Below are 18,712 nucleotides of genomic sequence, written 5' to 3' on the forward strand. Positions count from 1 at the left end.
TTTAATTAAAAGTTTGGGGGAGGGAGTTTTCCCCAGATTAACGATATCGATTGAAAAAAATTTGCACACTCTTAAAGCATTATACTTCATATTGATTCTCATTTTCTTTATCGTTCTTCCACTTGTAATACCTCTTGTCAATTCAAACGTTAGGTCTCAAAAATCCTTGCATTAACCAGATAGCAAAGATGCTTAACAACAATTTACCGGAAAGCTTCTAATCTATGTATGCCATACCGAATGTCAAAACTACCCCCAAATACATAACAATGACTAAAGCATATAGCTTCACTCGTGAATGGGGTTTAAATCTGCTTTCTTTGTATATAACAAATCAATAATTGCTTTTAAGATTAATGGGATAATATAATACTCCTGCTCCAATGATTGTGGCATATAAACCTGCAATTAATTAAAACGATTACAATGTACATTATTGATCTTCTTTGTTTTATAACGTTTACCAAAGTATCTGATTAACCTATTTTCTTATGGGTTATTCTTTAGGTAGTTTAGGTAGCCACGATAGGTCGCTACAAGTTAATTAGTCTCACTTTTGTTTGCTATACAAGGGAACAAAGATAGAGCAACAAATAAAAAATTGCAATATTCTCCATTGTCTGTAAATCAATATTTAATTGCTTCTTGAACAGTGCTGTTATATTAATACTTTCAATTTTCGGCTCTAATTACTAAATATCTCGAAACTGAGTCTTCAACTAACCTGCCCTATACTTGTAAACTCAGTTTTGAGATTAATTGTCTTGAATCACCATTATTTCAAAAAATCAACCCTTTCCCGCTTGCATTTTTACAATTTAAGAATAAAAGAAAAGCCTCCCAAAAGTTTATGAACTCTTGAGAGACCTCTATATTTTATAAACAATTTTAAAAACCAGTCATAATCCAGTCAAATTGTTCTTAAACCCTATGATGAAGGGGTTTTGGGGGCTATCACATCATGCCGCCCATACCTTTGTTAGTATAAATAAGTACAAATAAAGTTTTAAACCCCTATATTATCAGCGCTTCTAATAAAAAATTCTACCTCCTAATTAAATAAAACTTCATAGTTTGTGCACGGTTTCCAGTCTAAATCCAGTCAAAAACAGCTACAGCTTAGCATCCCAGGAACTGACCTTTTTAAAGGGACCATATTTGGAGAAGGAATGGTTACATATTTTCCAGCAATGTCCTTGTTTGGACTTGTTTGGACATGGGAAGAAGTGCGAGATGCAAGAAATAAGCTTTGAGATTTCATTGTGATGGGTACGTACAATATATTTAAGCCATAGCTATTTTTGGTGTGTTAAATTTTTAATCGCATACACTCTTTCCCGGAAATTAACCAAATATACGTATTACGAAGATTGTTTTTAAAGGTAAAACCTTGAATCTTTTAGTCTAAACAATACTTACTTCAGAAAAGGAATCAAAATATTCCTAAGTAACATTTAACCTCCCAATTTAAATCTTTTAAAAACTTGATTAGATTTGAATTACTATTAAGCTGAGCTTTTCCCGAACTTTTGAACCTTTGAAGGGACGTCTTCATGTAACCATAGAGTTTTGCCTAGGGTAGGGATTTGGCATCAACCAATGAGGTATAAACGCTCCCCATTTATGGACAAGATGTAGAAGAGTCAGACTACTGGTTAGGGGAGTTAATCATGAGTTTTAACTGGAATCCATTTCATAAGAAGAATCAGGAGAATAAAGCAAGTGAACCACAAAAAGCATCCCCCATCTCTGAAGACATTTCTAAAAACATAAAAAAACTAGTTGAAGAGTTTGGTGATAGTTCTGAAATAGTCATAAGAGAATTGAACACGGGGAGGAACAAAGAAATCCGGATCGTTTCGATTTTTATGGATGGGCTTGTTGACCAAACATTGGTGAACGAATTCATTATGGAATCTTTAATGTTCAATAATTGTGAACTTGATAAATATACACCTAAAGAGGCCGTCTTTAACGACCTAAGAATGAATGCTTTAACATTATCTAACGTGAAGATCGTTAACGATTGGGATCATCTGGTCCTATCTGTCCTTTCAGGAAATACTCTGATTATGATGGATGGATGGAACGAGGTCATCAGCGGGGAAACTCAAGGGTGGGAAGAGCGTTCGATTCAAGAACCGACTTCCCAAACGGTTATCAGAGGACCTAAGGATTCATTTACTGAGTCTTTGAAAGTAAACGTAACGTTGATTAGAAAGAGAATTAAAAATGCCAATTTAAGACTTGAAACCTTCCAAATAGGAACAGTATCGAGAACAAATATTGGGGTTATGTATATCAAGGGCATAGCTAAAGATGATTTAACACAAGAAGTTAAAACTAGATTAGAGAAAATAGAGACAGGTTCTATTATTGAATCAGGAAATATAGAAGAGTTTATTCAGGATCAGACAGCGACCCCTTTTCCGCAGTTAATGAATACAGAACGTCCGGATGCGGCAGTAGGAAACCTGCTTGACGGGAGAGTGGTTATTTTAATTGACGGAACACCATTTGTACTCATTGCTCCTGCGACGTTTTTTCAGTTTTTTCAATCGCCGGAGGATTACTACCAAAGAGCAGATATGGCTACTCTTTTACGGTTATTAAGATTTTTTGTATTCTTTATTTCATTGTTTGCCCCTTCGATTTATATTGCGTTGACGACCTTTCATCAAGAAATGCTTCCTTTTCCTTTACTTATTAATCTTGCTGCCCAACGGGAAGGGGTGCCTTTTCCAGCGTTCTTTGAAGCTTTAATTATGGAAGTCACCTTTGAAATATTACGAGAAGCAGGGGTGCGCATGCCGAGAGCTGTTGGGCAAGCAGTTTCCATTGTTGGCGCCATTGTTATTGGAGAAGCCGCTGTCCAAGCAGGGATCATTTCCCCCGCGATGGTTATTGTGGTAGGGATTACAGCTATTTCAAGCTTTGCGGTTCCATCATTTAATATTGGTATACCAGCGCGAATTCTTCGTTTTATACTAATGATTTCAGCAGCTACGGCAGGTTTTTATGGAATGACCTTGCTTGTCCTCATGATTGTAGGTCATATGAATAGTTTACGCTCTTTTGGAAGGCCTTATTTAGAACCATTATCTCCTTTCAATCTTACGGCTCAGGCAGATACATTCATAAGGCTGCCGCAAAGGCTAAAACAAAAGGTTACATTAAAAAAAGATAATTCTGTAAAATCGGCCAACCAATTGAACAAAGATGGTGACTCCAATGGCTAGTAGACGGTTAGTGACTATCATCATGTTAATTGTAGTTACATCTCTTCTTACAGGATGCTGGAATAGTAGGGAAATGGATGGTTTCTCAATTGTCACGGCGTTAGGCATAGATAAGGTTGAAGAAGAGGGAAGATATGAAGTGACCATTGAACTTGTAAATCCGGCAGAGGTCGTTGGTGGAGAGCAATCTACTCCTGGCCGGGCTTCTACCACGACGATTTATTCAGCTAAAGGAGACACGTTAATATCAGCCATAAGGAGGGTCTCTGAGCAAACTCCAAGGAAAATCTATTTTCCTTATACCCAAACGGTGGTATTCGGTGAAGGATTAGCGAGAAGTGGAATTGAGGTCATCTTTGATTTATTGGAAAGAAATCAGGAGTTTAGGTCAACTCCTAGGGTCCTTATCGCAAAAGACAATACCGCCAAAAATATATTAAGTATCCTTTCTCCATTAGAAAAAATCCCTGGGCAAAAGCTTGTGAAGACAAGTGAAGTATCAGGACAGACATTAGGGGAAACGCTCCAAGTAAAAATTATGGAATTCGTAAAAAAACTGACAAGTGATGGGATTGAGCCGCTTGCAAGCGGGGTTAGTATTTTAGGGCAATCAAAAGACGGGGAAAGTACGGCAAATATTGAACAAACCACACCAAATTCCCTAATTAAGTCTGAGGGATTAGCGATTTTTAAAAAAGGGAAGCTGATTCGCTGGGTAGACAGGGAGAAAGCGCGCGGCATGCTATGGATCATTAATAAAATTGATAGCACAATCGTTAACTTAAGTTGTGATGAAAAACCTAATGCTATTTCATTTAATGTGACAGATACTCGTACTTCTCTTCGAGCCACTGAAACAAACGGGATACCAACCATTGATATTCACGTGAAGCAAGAAGGAGAAATGGAGGAAGTTCTTTGTGAGATAGATCTAACGAACCGTGATACAATCTCGAAAATTGAAAAACAAATCGAAGAAAAAACCAAAGTAGAGATTGAACAGGCCATTCAAATAGCTAAAGAAGAGAATAGTGATGTTTTTGGCTTTGGTGAGGCCATAAATCGCGAAAATCCAAAGATCTGGAGAGAGAAAATTAAAAAAGATTATGAGGAGATCTTTCCCGAATTGAAAGTCAATATTAAAGTAGATTCTTATGTAATAGAAACAGGAATGAGGAAAGAATCCTACATTAAGGAATAGAAAGGTCAACTGAGATCGAGAGTACTTGAAGAATGAGAGGTGAGGATAATGGTAAAGGAAAAAATAAGTTTGTTACAATTCTTTGTATTGATTAATTTATTTGTTTTTGGAACAAATTTGGTTGTTGGAAGTGGCTTAGATGCAAAAAAAGATGCCTGGATTGCCATTTTTATAGGTATTTTCGGAGGGGTCTTGCTATTCCTGATTTACTATTATCTCTACACCCGCTATCCCGATCTATCTTTAATTGGTTACTCCCAGAAGTTATTAGGAAATTATATTGGTGGGTTCATAGGGTTACTCTACATCCCTTTCTTGATTTATGGAGCATCTAGGGATTTGCGTGATGTAGGAGGGCTCCTTGGTGCTTCCGTTTTAGATCAAACCCCTATCTTGTTTATTAGTGGGTTAATGATCTTTTCGATAGCCTATATTCTCTATAAGGGAATGGAGGTACTTGCCAGAACGGCTGAAGTTTTTTGGGGCGGAGTGATAATTTTAGGTTTTTTTGGTACATTATTTTTTTATTTGTCTGGATTGGTAGATATAAAGCAAGTTTTACCTGTATTCGAGTTTGGATGGAAGCCTATCATTAAGACTGTTTACACCAACACCATAATGTTTCCCTTTGGTGAAATGGTAGCTTTCACTTTCCTGCTTCCTTATATCAAAAATAGGAAAAATATTTTAAAAACGGGGGTTGCAGGCATTTTGTTAAGCGGTATCCTGATTAGCTATTCTACTTTTATAAATTTAGCTGTCCTAGGAGTGGATGTCGTGACTCGGTCACAATTTCCTTTGTTGAGTGCGATTCAAGGAGTAGAAATCTTGGACTTTATTGAACATCTAGATGTAATGGCGGTCCTAGTATTAATCATTGGTGCATTTTTTAAAATCGCTGTGTTTTATTATGCCGCTATTGTCGCAATGTCAGACTTATTCAAAGTAGATAAAAAAGAAAAGCTGATTATACCGACAGCAATTGTCATTTTATACACATCCATAATTATTGCAGATAATTTTCCAGCTCATTTAGATGAAGGGACGTTTGCTCTAAAAACCATTTTTCCACTCTTTGCTGTCGGTTTCCCTATTCTTTATTGTCTCATTGCTTTCATTAAAGAAAAAGTTAGTAAGCACAAACAAGGGAGAACTAGTGAAAATAACAGCATATAAACAGGGTTATAAAGTTGGAGAATCACATTCTTGACCGTTATGCCTTGTAAATAATCCATAATATAGGCTGTAATGGTAACTAAGACGAGGTTTAATATGAAGATAAACCATATTTTAATTGTTATTCACTCCTATGAATGAGACTAGTTCATTTATTTATACTTCCAATAAACATAAAGTATATACGTTGAAAAACTTTTGTTTGAACGCTTACTCAATAAATATCTATACTATACCTCCTTGTTATTTTTTCATCTAGCTAATTAGAAACTTTTAAAGGGAATAAATGAACTTTATAATAACAAAGAACATCTTTGTTCCATTACTACTTTAATAATAAAAGCCTCCCATCTGTTCAATGAACTTGTGAGAGGCTATTAAAATTTCATCTCTATTTTAAAAAAAACCAGTCAATATCAACTTGAAAATCGTTTAAATTTTTGGCATGAAAGTGTTTTGGGCGTTATCACATCATGCCGCCCCTTCCCTGTTTACTTATATACTTAAATATAAGAATTAATGGTACCTATGTTACCGGTGTTTTAAACTATAATGGTAGTTTTTTATGATTTTTGCAGCACTTAGCATTGGGTTTCTACCCTATTGATTCTGAAATGATTCCTGTTCCCTAATAAGCTGACGGACTCCTTCAATTAACAAAGCAAAGAGAGCAATGATTAACAATGAAGGAACTTTGTTTCTAGTTAATAAAGCTAGAAATACGACCCCAGATACAATCTATCATGCTACTACTTGCATCAAAATGAAAGGATAATGGATTATATTAAACTTTATATAAATTGTAAGCGTTTAAATAGATAATGTTACCGCTTTTATAAAACTTGCAGGCCTCTTAATTATACTTAATAATCAGAATAATCAAATATATCAGGAGGATTGATTAGTTATCAGCATTGCAATCAAAAATGAAAAGAAGGTCTATTCAGTTTCTGGAAACGAAGTTCTTGGCTCTCTTCCCTTGATGTCCCAAGAGGAAGTAGACGATAAAATAAATCAGGCAAGTGAAGCCCAAGAGAGTTGGTCCGCAACAGAGGTATATAAACGGGCAGATATTTTGCACGAATGGGCAGATCGATTAGTTGAAAAACAAGATCAAATCGGAGAGGTAATTTCTAAAGAAGTAGGAAAAAACCTGGCTTCCGCTATCAAAGAAGTGGTACGGACAGCAGATCTAATCCGTTACACCGCTGAGGAAGGTTGCCGCATCCACGGTGAAATGTTGAAAGGGGATTCTTCCAGAGGCGGATCATCAAGCAAAATGGCTATGGTGGAGCAAGAGCCACTCGGTGTGGTCCTCGCAATATCTCCATTCAACTACCCAGTTAACTTAGCAGCTTCCAAAATTGCTCCCGCACTCATCTCCGGAAACGCCGTTGTTTTCAAACCAGCTTCACAAGGGGCATTGAGCGGTCAGCTGATGATCGAATCTTTGCTAGAAACAAATCTGCCTTCTGATATCATTCAATTTATCTCCGGAAAAGGTTCAGAGATTGGTGATTTTCTCGTTACCCACCCGAGCATTGATATGATTACATTTACGGGGAGCACAGAAACAGGACAAGCCATATCCCAAAAGGCAAAAATGATTCCTGTGGTATTAGAACTCGGTGGTAAGGATCCAGCGATCGTCCTGGAGGATGCTGACCTTGATCTAGCAGCTGAACACATCGTAAGTGGTGCTTACTCTTATTCAGGCCAACGTTGTACGGCAATTAAGCGTGTTCTAGTAGCTGACACTATTGCTAATGATTTAAGAGAGAAAATTAAGCAGAAGGTTGAAGCTCTCTCGGTCGGAACCCCTGAAGATAATGCGACCGTGACTCCCTTGATCAATAACGATGCCGCTGACTTTGTGCAACATTTGATCGATGATGCCTTAAACATGGGGGCAGAGCTCATTACTGGCAATAGGCGTGAAGATAATTTGGTTTATCCAACATTATTAGATCATGTAAATTCAGATATGGATGTGGCATGGGAGGAGCCTTTTGGGCCAGTCCTACCGATCATTCGTATTAACGAAGAGGAAGAATTCGTATCGCTTTCCAACGAATCAGAATACGGGCTGCAAGCAAGTATTTTTACAAAAGATGTTCAGAAGGCCAGGGAAATCGCCACAAAATTGGACGTAGGTTCCGTGCAAATGAACGCAAAAACGGAACGTGGGCCTGATCATTTCCCATTCATCGGAGCTAAAAAATCCGGACTCGGATCTCAAGGAATACGCCGCAGTATTGAATCAATGACACGCGACAAATTATTCATTTTGAATCTATAATATTTACGCTCAATGGTTCCTGATAAGTATATCAATGCTTAGCAGGGACCTTTTTAATTATATTAGATTAGTAATTTTTCATTTCGGTGCCTGAGTTCCGACAACTCAAGACTACTTTATTTACAATCCAAATGCCGTGATAGTATTTAGTAATTCTACTTGATTTATTTCTCACCTTCAACAGTTAGTTATAAATAAGAAGACTGGCCATATTAAAAGAAAAACCTCTCAAAAATTGATAAACTTTTGAGAGGACTGTAGATTTAGTAAACGATTTTTAAAACCAATCAAATTGTTCTGAAACCCTATTTTGAAAGGGTTTTGGGCGCTATCACATCATGCCGCCCATGGTTTCGCAGAAATAAATAAAACAAAATAGCCTTATACATTTAGTATTATATAAGGGCAGAAGTTCTCTCCATTATGTATTAGTATCTAAAGGATAATCAACATTAGTATGTCATTAGGTATGTCAATCTAGTACACACGTTACTGTTATAAAAATCCTTGTTATCCTTTGAAATTTATACAATCATATTAACATAATAAACCGTTTTTTTGTTTTTTATAAAGAATAAAGAAGCTTAAATCATTAGTAGATTTAAGCCAAATAATTTAATAAACTTTTTAGGACAGGGCCTATAATAACTCATTATTAATGAGCTTTATCCAGTCAACGTCCAGTCATAATCAGACTTTTTTCCGTTATGTGTATATAACCTTTAAGATAAAAGAAAAAGTACTTAAAGGTTCCGTAAACTAATGAAAGACTTTAAAATTTAAGACGTAAATTATGTGCAGCCCAATTAATTTACTTAATTTACTTTTTTAAAGATTTTTACACTTTAACCTTTAGTAGCACCAGAAGTTAGTCCTGATATTAAATAACGCTGAAGATATAAGAATACAGCGGCAATAGGGATTGCTATTAATATTGCACCAGCAGCAAAACGAGTAAAGTTGTTACCAAACTGTTCATTAATGAAATTGAATAGCCCTAACGCCAAGGTGAATTTTTCTGGACTTCTCAAGATTATACTTGGCAAAATAAAATCCATAAACGGCGTCATAAAATTAAATAAGGCAACTACCGCTAAGATAGGTTTTGCAAGTGGTAGCATAATTGTAAAAAATATACGAAAATGTCCTGCTCCATCAATTTTTGCTGACTCATCCAATTCTCTCGGGAGAGTGTCAAAATAACCCTTCACTAAAAATACATTCATTGGAATGGCCCCTCCAATATAAATTAATATTAAACCTGTTAACGTATCTAACAAGTTTACCAAATTTAGTAGCAGATAAAGGGCAACCATCGCCATAAGAACAGGAAACATTTGTAACAACAAAAAGGTATATATACCATTTTTTTTACCTATGAAATTATATCTTGAAAATGCATATGCAATTAAAGAAACAACTATTACAGAGCATATTGATGTGATTGTTGCTACAATCAGAGTATTTTTATACCATAGTAAATAATCACTACTAGGGTCAAAAAAGAGCCACTTATAGTGAACAAATGACCAGTTTTCCGGGAACATAGTAGACCCATACAAACTAGATCCTGGATTTAATGACAAACCTAATGTCCATAACAATGGATACGAAATGAACACAAAAATGACGCCAATAAACAAATACATCCCTATAACTTGAAGATTGCTTTTAGTGTTTCTAGTCACTTACATCTCCCCCTCTTCTTTAAAGGAACGTGTGCGCCTGAATTGATAGAAGGCAAAGCCGGAAATTATTAATCCAATAATAATAGATATGGCTGCAGCCATATTATAGTTTTGAGTTTCAAATGTTAAATTATAAACCCATGAAATTAAAATATCCGTACCGCCAGCATTCTGACCTCGTACAGCTGGACCACCTTGGTTAAAAAGGTAAATAATGTTGAAATTATTAAAATTCCCTGCGTATTGCATGATAAGTATTGGTGCAGTGGCAAACATTACTTGCGGAAAAGTAATACTTTTAAATTTTTGCCAACTCGAAGCTCCATCCACTTCTGCTGCTTCGTACCATTCTTTAGATATACTTTGTAAGACCCCAGTAAATATAGCAAATACAAAAGGAAAACCTACCCAGATTTGAATACCTATTAAAGCAATTTTGGACCAAAATGGGTCAGTCATCCAAGGTATTGTTTGATTAAATAATGGTCCTAAAATATCGTTATTAATGGCACCAAATTCGTTGTTAAACAGTGCAGCAAAAATCAAGATAGTGACAAACGCTGGTACGGCCCAAGGTAATATTAACACCGTTCTAATGAACTTCTTAAACTTGATTCGTGGATCATTCACAAATATAGCCAGGATTAATGCTAAAGCTATCTGGAAAGTAGTGGCGACCAATGTCCAAATAATTGTCCATGAAAAAACACTAAAAAATGTATCACGCCATATTGGTACCGTCACTAATGATATAAAGTTTTCAAACCCTACCCAATTCAATAAATTTTTTGGTGGAGAATTATATAAATTATAATCAGTAAATGCTAGTAGAATCATATATAGTAATGGGAAAACAACAACGAAAATCAGTAAAAATAGTCCTGGTCCTACCAGTACATAAGGAAAACTTTTATCCCATCCATCTCTGAAGCTTTTTTGCAGATTATCACGTTTTCTTCCTTGTTGGATTTTCACAGCTTCTTTATAGGCATTTATCAAATTTAATACATAAAAGGTTATTACGAACCCAGTTATTATAAGAGATATTATCCCTTGAGCGAGTAAAACACGCGAATCATCTAATCGAGGGATTTCCCCTAGAGTTAAGAGGCCCCAATATCCTATATTTAAAAATTGATAGAAGGATACGACAAAAGCAACGGTTAACAATAAAAAAGTTGCCCCTTTTAAAAAATGACGATTATACAATTGTCCTAATCCTGGGACGATGGATAATGTAACTGCTATCTTTGGATTATGCCTTTGCTTACTCATTTTTTACACCACCTTTTAAATCTCTGGTGAAAGAATGTGAGAGACATTCTTTCACCAGACTTGAGGATTTATCAGTTATTCCCACCTAGTAGTGAAATTTGCTCTTTAATTGCTGCTACAGCTTCCTTTAATACTTCTTTAGGGTCCTCCCCTTGAGTAATGAATACCAAAGCATCTCCCATCGGTTCCCAGACTTGAGCCATTGCTGGAATATTTGGAGTAGGCTTAGCATGTTGAAGTTGTTCTTGAATTCCTTGATAGAGTTCATTTTCCACATCTACATCATCCCTTGCTGGTAGACGTTTGACTTCTTCAAAGAGAGACTTAGAGTTTACTGCATTTGTCATAAATAACCCTAAATCTGTCGCCCAATATTTACTTTCACTATATTCTGAGACTGCAAATCCTTTCACCCCTAAAAATGATTGTAAATGTTTCCCTTTATAAGTGGGTAGAGGAGCGATTCCTAAATTATCTCCTAATCCCTTCTCAAAATCTGGAATACCCCAAGGCCCTGAAATAATTGCTCCAACTTTTCCGTCCCGAAATAATCCATTCATTACATCGTAAGTAAGGCTTTCTGGGATATATCCATTCTCGTGCCATGACTGAATAATTTCCGCCCCCTCAACAACTTCATCACTTGCTAAACCGATTTCATTAGTATCATATTCTCCTTGGTCATTTTTCCCAAAAACATTCCCTCCAGCTGCAGTCAAGAATGGAAATGTAGGGTAAAAATCAGAAGTGATATTTAAAAATCCGAATTCATTTTGGTCAGCGTTTGTTAACTTTTCAGCAATTTCATTAATTTCTTCTATTGTTTGTGGAGCTTCAGGAACGAGTTCTTTATTATAAAATAAGGCAATTGTTTCAACTGAAGATGGAATTCCTAAAAGTTTTCCATCTATCGTAAATGCTTCAAGGGCAGATTTTTGGTATCCTTTCAATTGTTCATCTGTTAATTTAATTTCTGCTGCTAGTCCTTGTAGATATGCGTCTCCAATTCGATCGTGTGTTTCATAAAAAAGGTCAGGTCCCCTCCCCGCTGGAGCATCCAGAGAAATATCAGCATTTTCTGCAGCCACTACATTAACTTTAATTCCGGTTTTTTCCGTATATTTATCCCCAATATTTTGAAATGCTGATTTAGTATCTTCCCATGCCCATATAGTTAGCTCTTCAGGTTTTTCTGGTTCACCCTGTGTTACTTCATTTTGGGTTACTTCTCGTTGCGGCCCACAAGCACTTAAAAGTATCGAAAACACTAATAACAAAACCCCTACAGATAAATACTTTTTACTTAACATTTTTGTTTCCTCCCTAGAGTTATTTATTAAACAAATAGACACATGACTCAAAAGGTTCAAAAGTCATTTCTTTCTTTAAGGTGGACTGTTTTGTTATATAATTTGTAAGTTCGAGAGAAGCTTGATCGAAATTAAGACCGTTTGGTAATTGAAAGTTAGTTCTTCTGTCAGTCATATTACATATAATTAAACCTTTCTGTCCTTGAAAATCTCTTAAGTAAGCAAAAACCTCAGGATGATCAGGTAGTAATAACTGGTAAGAACCGTAAACAAATAATTTATGTTTCTTTCTGAGTTGAATTAAATCTTTATAATAATTAAAAATGGAATTTTCCTCTTCCATTTGAGCATCGACATTAATAGAAACATAGTTTTGATTTAGTTTTAACCACGTACTTTTTGATGTTGAAAATCCAGCGTTATCATCGGAGTTCCACTGCATAGGTGTTCTAGAATTATCACGGCATTTAGACCAAACTACTTCCATTAAGTCTTCATGAGACCTTCCTTCCTGTTTTTTTAATTTATAGTAATTCAACATTCCAACGTCATTATAGTCCTCAATATTGTCAAACCTAACATTCGTCATTCCAATTTCCTGACCTTGATATATAAAAGGAGTACCTTGCATCAAAAAATAAACAGTTGCAAGCATTTTAGAACTTTCTTTCCAATAAAGTTCTTCGTCTCCCCAACATGACACACTCCTTGGAAGATCATGGTTTTCTAGAAATAAAGCATTCCAGCCTTTACCCTGCAATCCCTCTTGCCATTTCGTTAGCGCTTGTTTAAAACCTAAGATTTCATTATTATTCTGAGTACCTTTATCCCATAGACCTACATGATCAAATTGAAATATCATATCAAAGCAGCCATTTTCCTCACTGACCCAAAATTCTGAATCCTCAACCGATACTCCTCCAGCTTCTCCCACTGTCATGACATCATAATTTTTTACAGTCTCATTTGAGAATTCACTTAAAAAGTTTTCTATACCCTTTACATTAGTTGTATATTTTGCAGCAGGTACTACATCTAATTTTTCTGGGTTAGGCATATCAGGGAAGCCAGGTTGCCGTTTTATATGAGAGATAGCATCTATACGAAAGCCGTCTATTCCTTTATCAAGCCACCAATTTACCATATTGTACAAAGCATTACGTACATTTGGATTTTCCCAGTTCAGGTCAGGCTGTCGCCTTGAAAATAAATGCATATAGTACTCTTCTGTTTGTTCATCATATTCCCATATTGATCCTCCAAAGATTGACTCCCAATTATTGGGGGGATGACCGTTTTTTCCTTTTTGCCAAATGTACCAATCCCGTTTAGGATTTTCTTTTGAAGAACTTGATTCAATAAACCAAGGATGTTCATCACTTGTATGGTTAATAACTAAATCTATGATTAGTTTCATATCGCGTATATGGACTTCTTCTAACAATTCATTAAAGTCTTCCATACACCCGAATTCTTCCATAATATCTTTGTAATCGGAAATATCATAACCATTGTCGTCGTTGGGTGATTTATACATAGGGCATATCCAAATAACATCTATTCCCAAATTTTTAAGATAGTCCAATTTCTGAATAATCCCTTGTATATCCCCGATACCGTCACCATTACTATCCATAAAACTTCTTGGATAAACTTGATAAACTATGCTTTCTTTCCACCACTTTTGTTCCAAGATTATTCACTCCTCAAGTATCCTCAACTATATTTTCCGACTTACGTAACCGGTTACGTAAAATTCATAAAAAAAACCCATTAATCTAGATATCTATCATTCTTATTATTTAATTAAATACGTAACCGGTTACGTTGAACTCCTATTAAAAGAGAGACTAGTGAGAACGTACACTCTGTCTCTCTACAAGTTGATGGCCAAGTATACTGTTTTCCACCTTTGAATCCGATTCAATCATTCTAAAGATCATCTTTGCTGCCTTTTCGGCCATCTCATTGTGTGAAAGTGAAATTGAAGACAGGGGGGGGTTCATAAATTTACACAAATTTATATCGTCCATACCTATAACAGAAATATCCTTAGGAACACTAATTCCTAGTTCAAAAGCAGCGGACAAAACACCTATACCAATTTCATCATTTTCAGCAAAAATAGCTGTAAGATCAGGATTGCGATTTAATAGCTGCTTAAAAGATTTAACACCATCCTCTATGGAAAATCTCCCGTATTCTATACAGCGATCATCAATTGGTATGTTGAGATCAGAAAGAGCTCTTTTAAAGCCCTCTACTCGGGGAATAGCATTACCAGCAATCCATTCTTCTTTATTCCCACTTATCATCCCTAATTTACTATGTCCATTTTGTATTAAGTGTTTTGTAGCCGAGTATGCTGCCTGAAAATCATTTGCAATAACATAAGGGACCGGGAACTCAGAGTAAGCAGATAAAAGAACTAAAGGGACATTCATTTTAACAATATAATCATAATATTCTTTTTTTAATACTGTACTTGCAATGATTAATCCATCGATTCGCTTTTCATGCAATAACTGAAGATATTTCATTGTTTTTATCCCTTGTGATTCAGTATGACATACTATTATACTGGAACCTACCTCGTGTGCAACTGACTCAATACCGGTTAAAAACTCAGCTATTAGAGAACTCGTTAAATTTGGAACTAATACACCTATGGTGTGTGTTCTGTTATTAGTTAGTCCCCTGGCAATTCCACTAGGAAAGTACTCTAATTCTTGAATAACTTCTAATACTTTCATTTTTGTCTTATCAGAATAGCCGCCTAGGTCATTCAATATTCTAGATACCGTAGCTGTTGATACATTTGCTCTTTTTGCAACATCCCTAATTGTATAAGCCATAAGTCATATTCTCCCTTATTACGTAACCGGTTACGTAATAACTTATCATAAAATGATAACCCTTTCAATGTTTTTTTAATTGTTTAACCTTCCTTGCCTATAACTAGCTGAAACATCAACCGTTCATCAAACTAGTAACCTTGATAAGTCCCAAATTACGCCAAGGCTCCTTTAACCTTTCCCTTAATACGTTAAAAGCAGCCGATCTATGGCATTTCTTGCGCTAACTGTTTGAGGCCACTAAGAAGCTGTGCGTATTATCGGGCTATACGAATGGAGACGACCCACCCGAGGTTGCCCAATAAGCACCTGGACCTATAGAGGCAGGAAAACGTAAAACGGATCAGTGGCGTATTCCACAAGAAAAAAATCGTTAAAGTCGTAGACCTTTCGATCAAGAACTGCCCAAAATCAACTGACGGTTACATTGGGGCATTAGGTATTGATATTTTGATGATAAAAAATTATATCCAAAACAAAAACCTCTCAAAAGTTCTATGAACTAATGAGAGGCTAACTTAAATATGATTTTTGCCTACTTGAATGGCAAAAAGTATGTCAATCAAGGTTTAAACCAGGGGACAAACCCTATCCTAACAGGGTTTTGGGCGTTATTACATCATGCCGCCCATGGATTCACCTGATTAAATAGTGTTAAATAAATACCGAAACACTTTCCGATTTAAGGTAACCTCAAGGTCAAATGCAACTTCCGAAGTAATATAACATAACCATAAATGCATTCAAGTATGTCATCAAGTATGTCAATTACACTAAGTTTAACTTTTGCAAAACGCTATGTTGACTATTAGATGCTTCAACAATTACTGAATAATCCTTTTGAACCCGCTTAAAAGTTTGTCATTGGCTATGTCACTCAACATCATGAAGTTTTACGGGTTATATATTTTTCTCTAATTTATTTATTGCTTTGCTCTAATTTCCCTTTTAAAGACTAATATCATACTCTTTATCAGGAATAATTATTTCTCCACTATTAAGTATGTCGATATCTGTATCGATTTCATATTCCATTATACTATCATCTATATCTGTTTTATTAAATTTAATATATACTTTGTTACTACCTCTAATCAAATAAGGACTCAAAGATATTTCTTTAAAATAAGTATAAGAGTGTTTCTTTAAGTAATACTTTTTTCTATCCTTCAAATCCGCTGTAACTATTTGAAAAGATTTGGCAAAATCACCTTCACTTAAATTAAGGGTCTTAGTTTCCTTAGAGGCGTTTGTTATTTCAATATTAACCGATTCAGGCATATAATCAGGAACTATATCCTGAAATTTTAATTGTAATTTGATCTCATCTTGGTCCTCCACTTTAAACGCAATCTCCATGTTAGTTTGTAAATTAGCCTCTGATATAATTGCGGCGAGACCTAGAGTGATAAAAACCATGGCGTACCAGAAGGCGTGCAGAGCAATCTTTAGATCTATAATATCTATAAAATTTTCTTTTATCCAATTATAAAATATGTAACATGCAACTATTAGAACTGGTAGCCCAAGTGTAAAATACATAATGCTATTAAAGCTAGAAAGCCCTAAAAATTGAGCAGAAATGAATGAAGCCATCATAAGTGCTATATTACATAAGCTAATTGGAAATAACCATAACAAATTTCTAAAAACTAAGTTGGCGTGTTTTTTCATTTCCTTATCTACTGGATTTTCATCTTTTGGGTTCTCTTTTATGTAATTTTTAAGCTCAATATATATATAATATAAAGAGTAAAATAGAAGCAGTATTAAGCTACCAGTAGAGGAAATGCCAAATATATGTTCAATTCCTATTTGAATCTTATTATTATAGATAATAGTAAAACCTTCACCTAACAATTTAAATGAAAACTTTATTAAAGATATGCCTAATAATGTGATGAAAGTTAACACTATAACTATACGATTGTTCCTAAAGCTCATAAGTTTTTACCCTTCACTTTGATTTCATTTAGTTTATTCCCCATTATCTTAACGCTTAGAAAGCGCCCCCCTTGTTAATAAGTCTCATATTATTTAATTTTCTTTTGCGCCTTACCAATAAGTTTCCCATTATTTTCTCTATCTCTGCTAAATGATTGAGTATAAAACAAATTACTTGCCCCTCACTATGTCCCTCTCAGTATATTTTATCATAATTTTCCATTAAAACCCTTTTTCTATTTAGGATGCTTTATATAATTTTCCTCAATTATCAAACTGACCTAAACTAAAAAACCCTTCCACAGTTATCGGATTTTCTGAATTTGCTATACGATTAAAATTGATTCAAATAGTTAGTTGTTTGGCGAATTCGCTCAACAATTCGTCAACAACCTTTGAAGGGTCATAACACTGTGACATTACAAATATCATCAAACTTAACGATAATCTTTTCTTTATTCTTTTGATCAAGTAATCCTATTTTGTTGGATTTTACATCCATTGCGGTTACCTTTGCTGATAAGTATGAAAAATCAGATCCATTATGATATTGCACTTCTACTGAAAACCCATCACTCATCGCTCTATGAAGAGTAAAACTCATTTCTTCTAAAAGTTGTTCATCCATGACCGGCTTTTCTATGCGAGCATCTTCCTTCCATAACTTCTGGTATATATGCCGGGAAGCAAGAGCAGAGGAAGATCGAGGCCGAAGGAAGACTTGCTACCCTATTTCGTCAGTTTTTTGGTGGTTTGGAGAAACATCTTTCAAAGGAAAATCCTGACCTCAAGCATTAATAGAATATAACCAAAAGAGTGGTTCATTATCTAAAATAAAGACCTCCAGCTTAGAACTGGAGGTCTCCATTAATTTTGAATTGATAAAGGGACACTTAGATTAAACAGATAATGACCATCTACTAAAATTGATGCTACTAATAATTAAAGTTTCATACAATTGGATGAGAGAATTGCTTCATAGGTTCAAAGTCATACCACACTTTTCCATGCGCAGGGAACTTACTACCTGATAAAGAATCCCCGACCTTATATGTAGGTCTATTACCAATTATATTTATAACTTCATTTATCCTATCTTTATAGAGCTTTCTAAATTTAGCTTTTACCACTTTCGGAAGATTATTTCCCAAATTAGGATAACCTCCCCATGCAAGAATAATTCTGTGTGGAACATGATTTAACGAATTAAATACCTCACTAAAAACTTCATTGTTCTTATTACTATTCAAATCTTCCCCTAGTAATTCATTAGGTTTATCATTAACTAAATTTTTCATATTTGGTCCAAAAATCGGAAATAGGTTTAAGATAATAACTTTAGAAAAATTAAATGAATGTTTGTACAAGTAATCACAAACATTATATATTGTGTCATCTGATAACCTTCTATTAATACTATTATCAAAAATTCCTGCTTCACTTGGATTTTTCATTATAACGACGGCTATTCTTTGTTTTATTCTATTCCTAAATGGAATTGAAATTAAGTACCTATAATGGTTTGCGATATTTCGAAGTTCAATTTCTTTAGGTGTTGTTACAATCCTTTCTTCATCCACATAAGAAGAAAATAGTATCTTTCTCTTGATAACATTTCCCCCTTTAAAAGAGCTTTTTTCTCTCATTATAATATTAAGAATTAAGAATGGAGTCTTTTGAAAAAGATTTACTCTATGGGGATCTCTCATAGAGTAAAAGTTCAGA

The 18,712-nt window shown here is 35.0% G+C and carries 12 protein-coding genes; 4 read left to right on the top strand and 8 right to left on the bottom strand.

What is annotated here, in order from left to right:
- Positions 1-1,670 precede the first annotated feature (1,670 nt).
- The 4 genes from HM131_RS18975 to HM131_RS18990 all read left to right on the top strand — a co-directional run bounded on the left by HM131_RS18975 (position 1,671) and on the right by HM131_RS18990 (position 7,915).
- Complete coding sequence (locus HM131_RS18975; RefSeq protein WP_085031251.1) at positions 1,671-3,239, top strand: spore germination protein; 1,569 nt, start codon at positions 1,671-1,673, stop codon at positions 3,237-3,239.
- Positions 3,232-4,440, top strand: coding sequence for a Ger(x)C family spore germination protein (locus HM131_RS18980; RefSeq protein ID WP_198162685.1), 1,209 nt, complete (start codon positions 3,232-3,234; stop codon positions 4,438-4,440). Before HM131_RS18975 ends, HM131_RS18980 begins: the two co-directional genes overlap by 8 nt.
- 48 nt (positions 4,441-4,488) lie before the next feature.
- Positions 4,489-5,616: a GerAB/ArcD/ProY family transporter gene (locus tag HM131_RS18985; protein WP_085031253.1), complete on the top strand. Its 1,128-nt coding sequence runs from the start codon at positions 4,489-4,491 to the stop codon at positions 5,614-5,616.
- A gap of 919 nt (positions 5,617-6,535) precedes the next feature.
- Positions 6,536-7,915, top strand: a complete 1,380-nt coding sequence (locus HM131_RS18990) for an NADP-dependent glyceraldehyde-3-phosphate dehydrogenase (protein WP_332308744.1) — start codon at positions 6,536-6,538, stop codon at positions 7,913-7,915.
- Positions 7,916-8,760: 845 nt separating this feature from the next.
- Here HM131_RS18990 and HM131_RS20835 read toward each other — a convergent pair.
- From HM131_RS20835 to HM131_RS19025, 8 genes are all read right to left on the bottom strand, one after another.
- Positions 8,761-9,603 (bottom strand): sugar ABC transporter permease, encoded by an 843-nt coding sequence (locus HM131_RS20835; protein ID WP_157130872.1) that lies wholly within the window; start codon positions 9,601-9,603, stop codon positions 8,761-8,763.
- Positions 9,604-10,878 carry a sugar ABC transporter permease gene (locus HM131_RS20840; RefSeq protein WP_157130873.1) on the bottom strand — a complete coding sequence of 425 codons (1,275 nt, stop codon included), beginning with the start codon at positions 10,876-10,878 and terminating at the stop codon, positions 9,604-9,606. It abuts the gene before it with no gap.
- 71 nt (positions 10,879-10,949) lie between these two features.
- Entirely contained in the window at positions 10,950-12,188 is a 1,239-nt protein-coding gene (locus tag HM131_RS19000) for a sugar ABC transporter substrate-binding protein (protein ID WP_085031255.1), read from the bottom strand.
- A 19-nt stretch (positions 12,189-12,207) separates the two neighbouring features.
- Positions 12,208-13,881, bottom strand: a complete 1,674-nt coding sequence (locus HM131_RS19005) for a glycoside hydrolase family 13 protein (RefSeq protein ID WP_085031256.1) — start codon at positions 13,879-13,881, stop codon at positions 12,208-12,210.
- A 157-nt stretch (positions 13,882-14,038) separates the two neighbouring features.
- On the bottom strand, positions 14,039-15,043 hold the full coding sequence (locus tag HM131_RS19010; protein WP_085031257.1) for a LacI family DNA-binding transcriptional regulator: 1,005 nt from the start codon (positions 15,041-15,043) through the stop codon (positions 14,039-14,041).
- A gap of 948 nt (positions 15,044-15,991) precedes the next feature.
- A complete protein-coding gene (locus tag HM131_RS19015) occupies positions 15,992-16,987 on the bottom strand; it encodes a hypothetical protein (protein WP_085031258.1) in 996 nt (331 codons plus the stop codon).
- Between the two features lie 403 nt (positions 16,988-17,390).
- Positions 17,391-17,663: a YolD-like family protein gene (locus HM131_RS19020; RefSeq protein WP_269749137.1), complete on the bottom strand. Its 273-nt coding sequence runs from the start codon at positions 17,661-17,663 to the stop codon at positions 17,391-17,393.
- A 274-nt stretch (positions 17,664-17,937) separates the two neighbouring features.
- The gene (locus HM131_RS19025) at positions 17,938-18,696 is read right to left on the bottom strand and encodes a DUF1643 domain-containing protein (protein WP_085031260.1); all 759 of its coding nucleotides are present in this window, start codon (positions 18,694-18,696) and stop codon (positions 17,938-17,940) included.
- Positions 18,697-18,712 lie beyond the last annotated feature (16 nt).

Origin of the sequence: Halobacillus mangrovi (assembly GCF_002097535.1) — a bacterium.
In the GTDB taxonomy this organism is placed as follows: domain Bacteria; phylum Bacillota; class Bacilli; order Bacillales; family Halobacillaceae; genus Halobacillus; species Halobacillus mangrovi_A.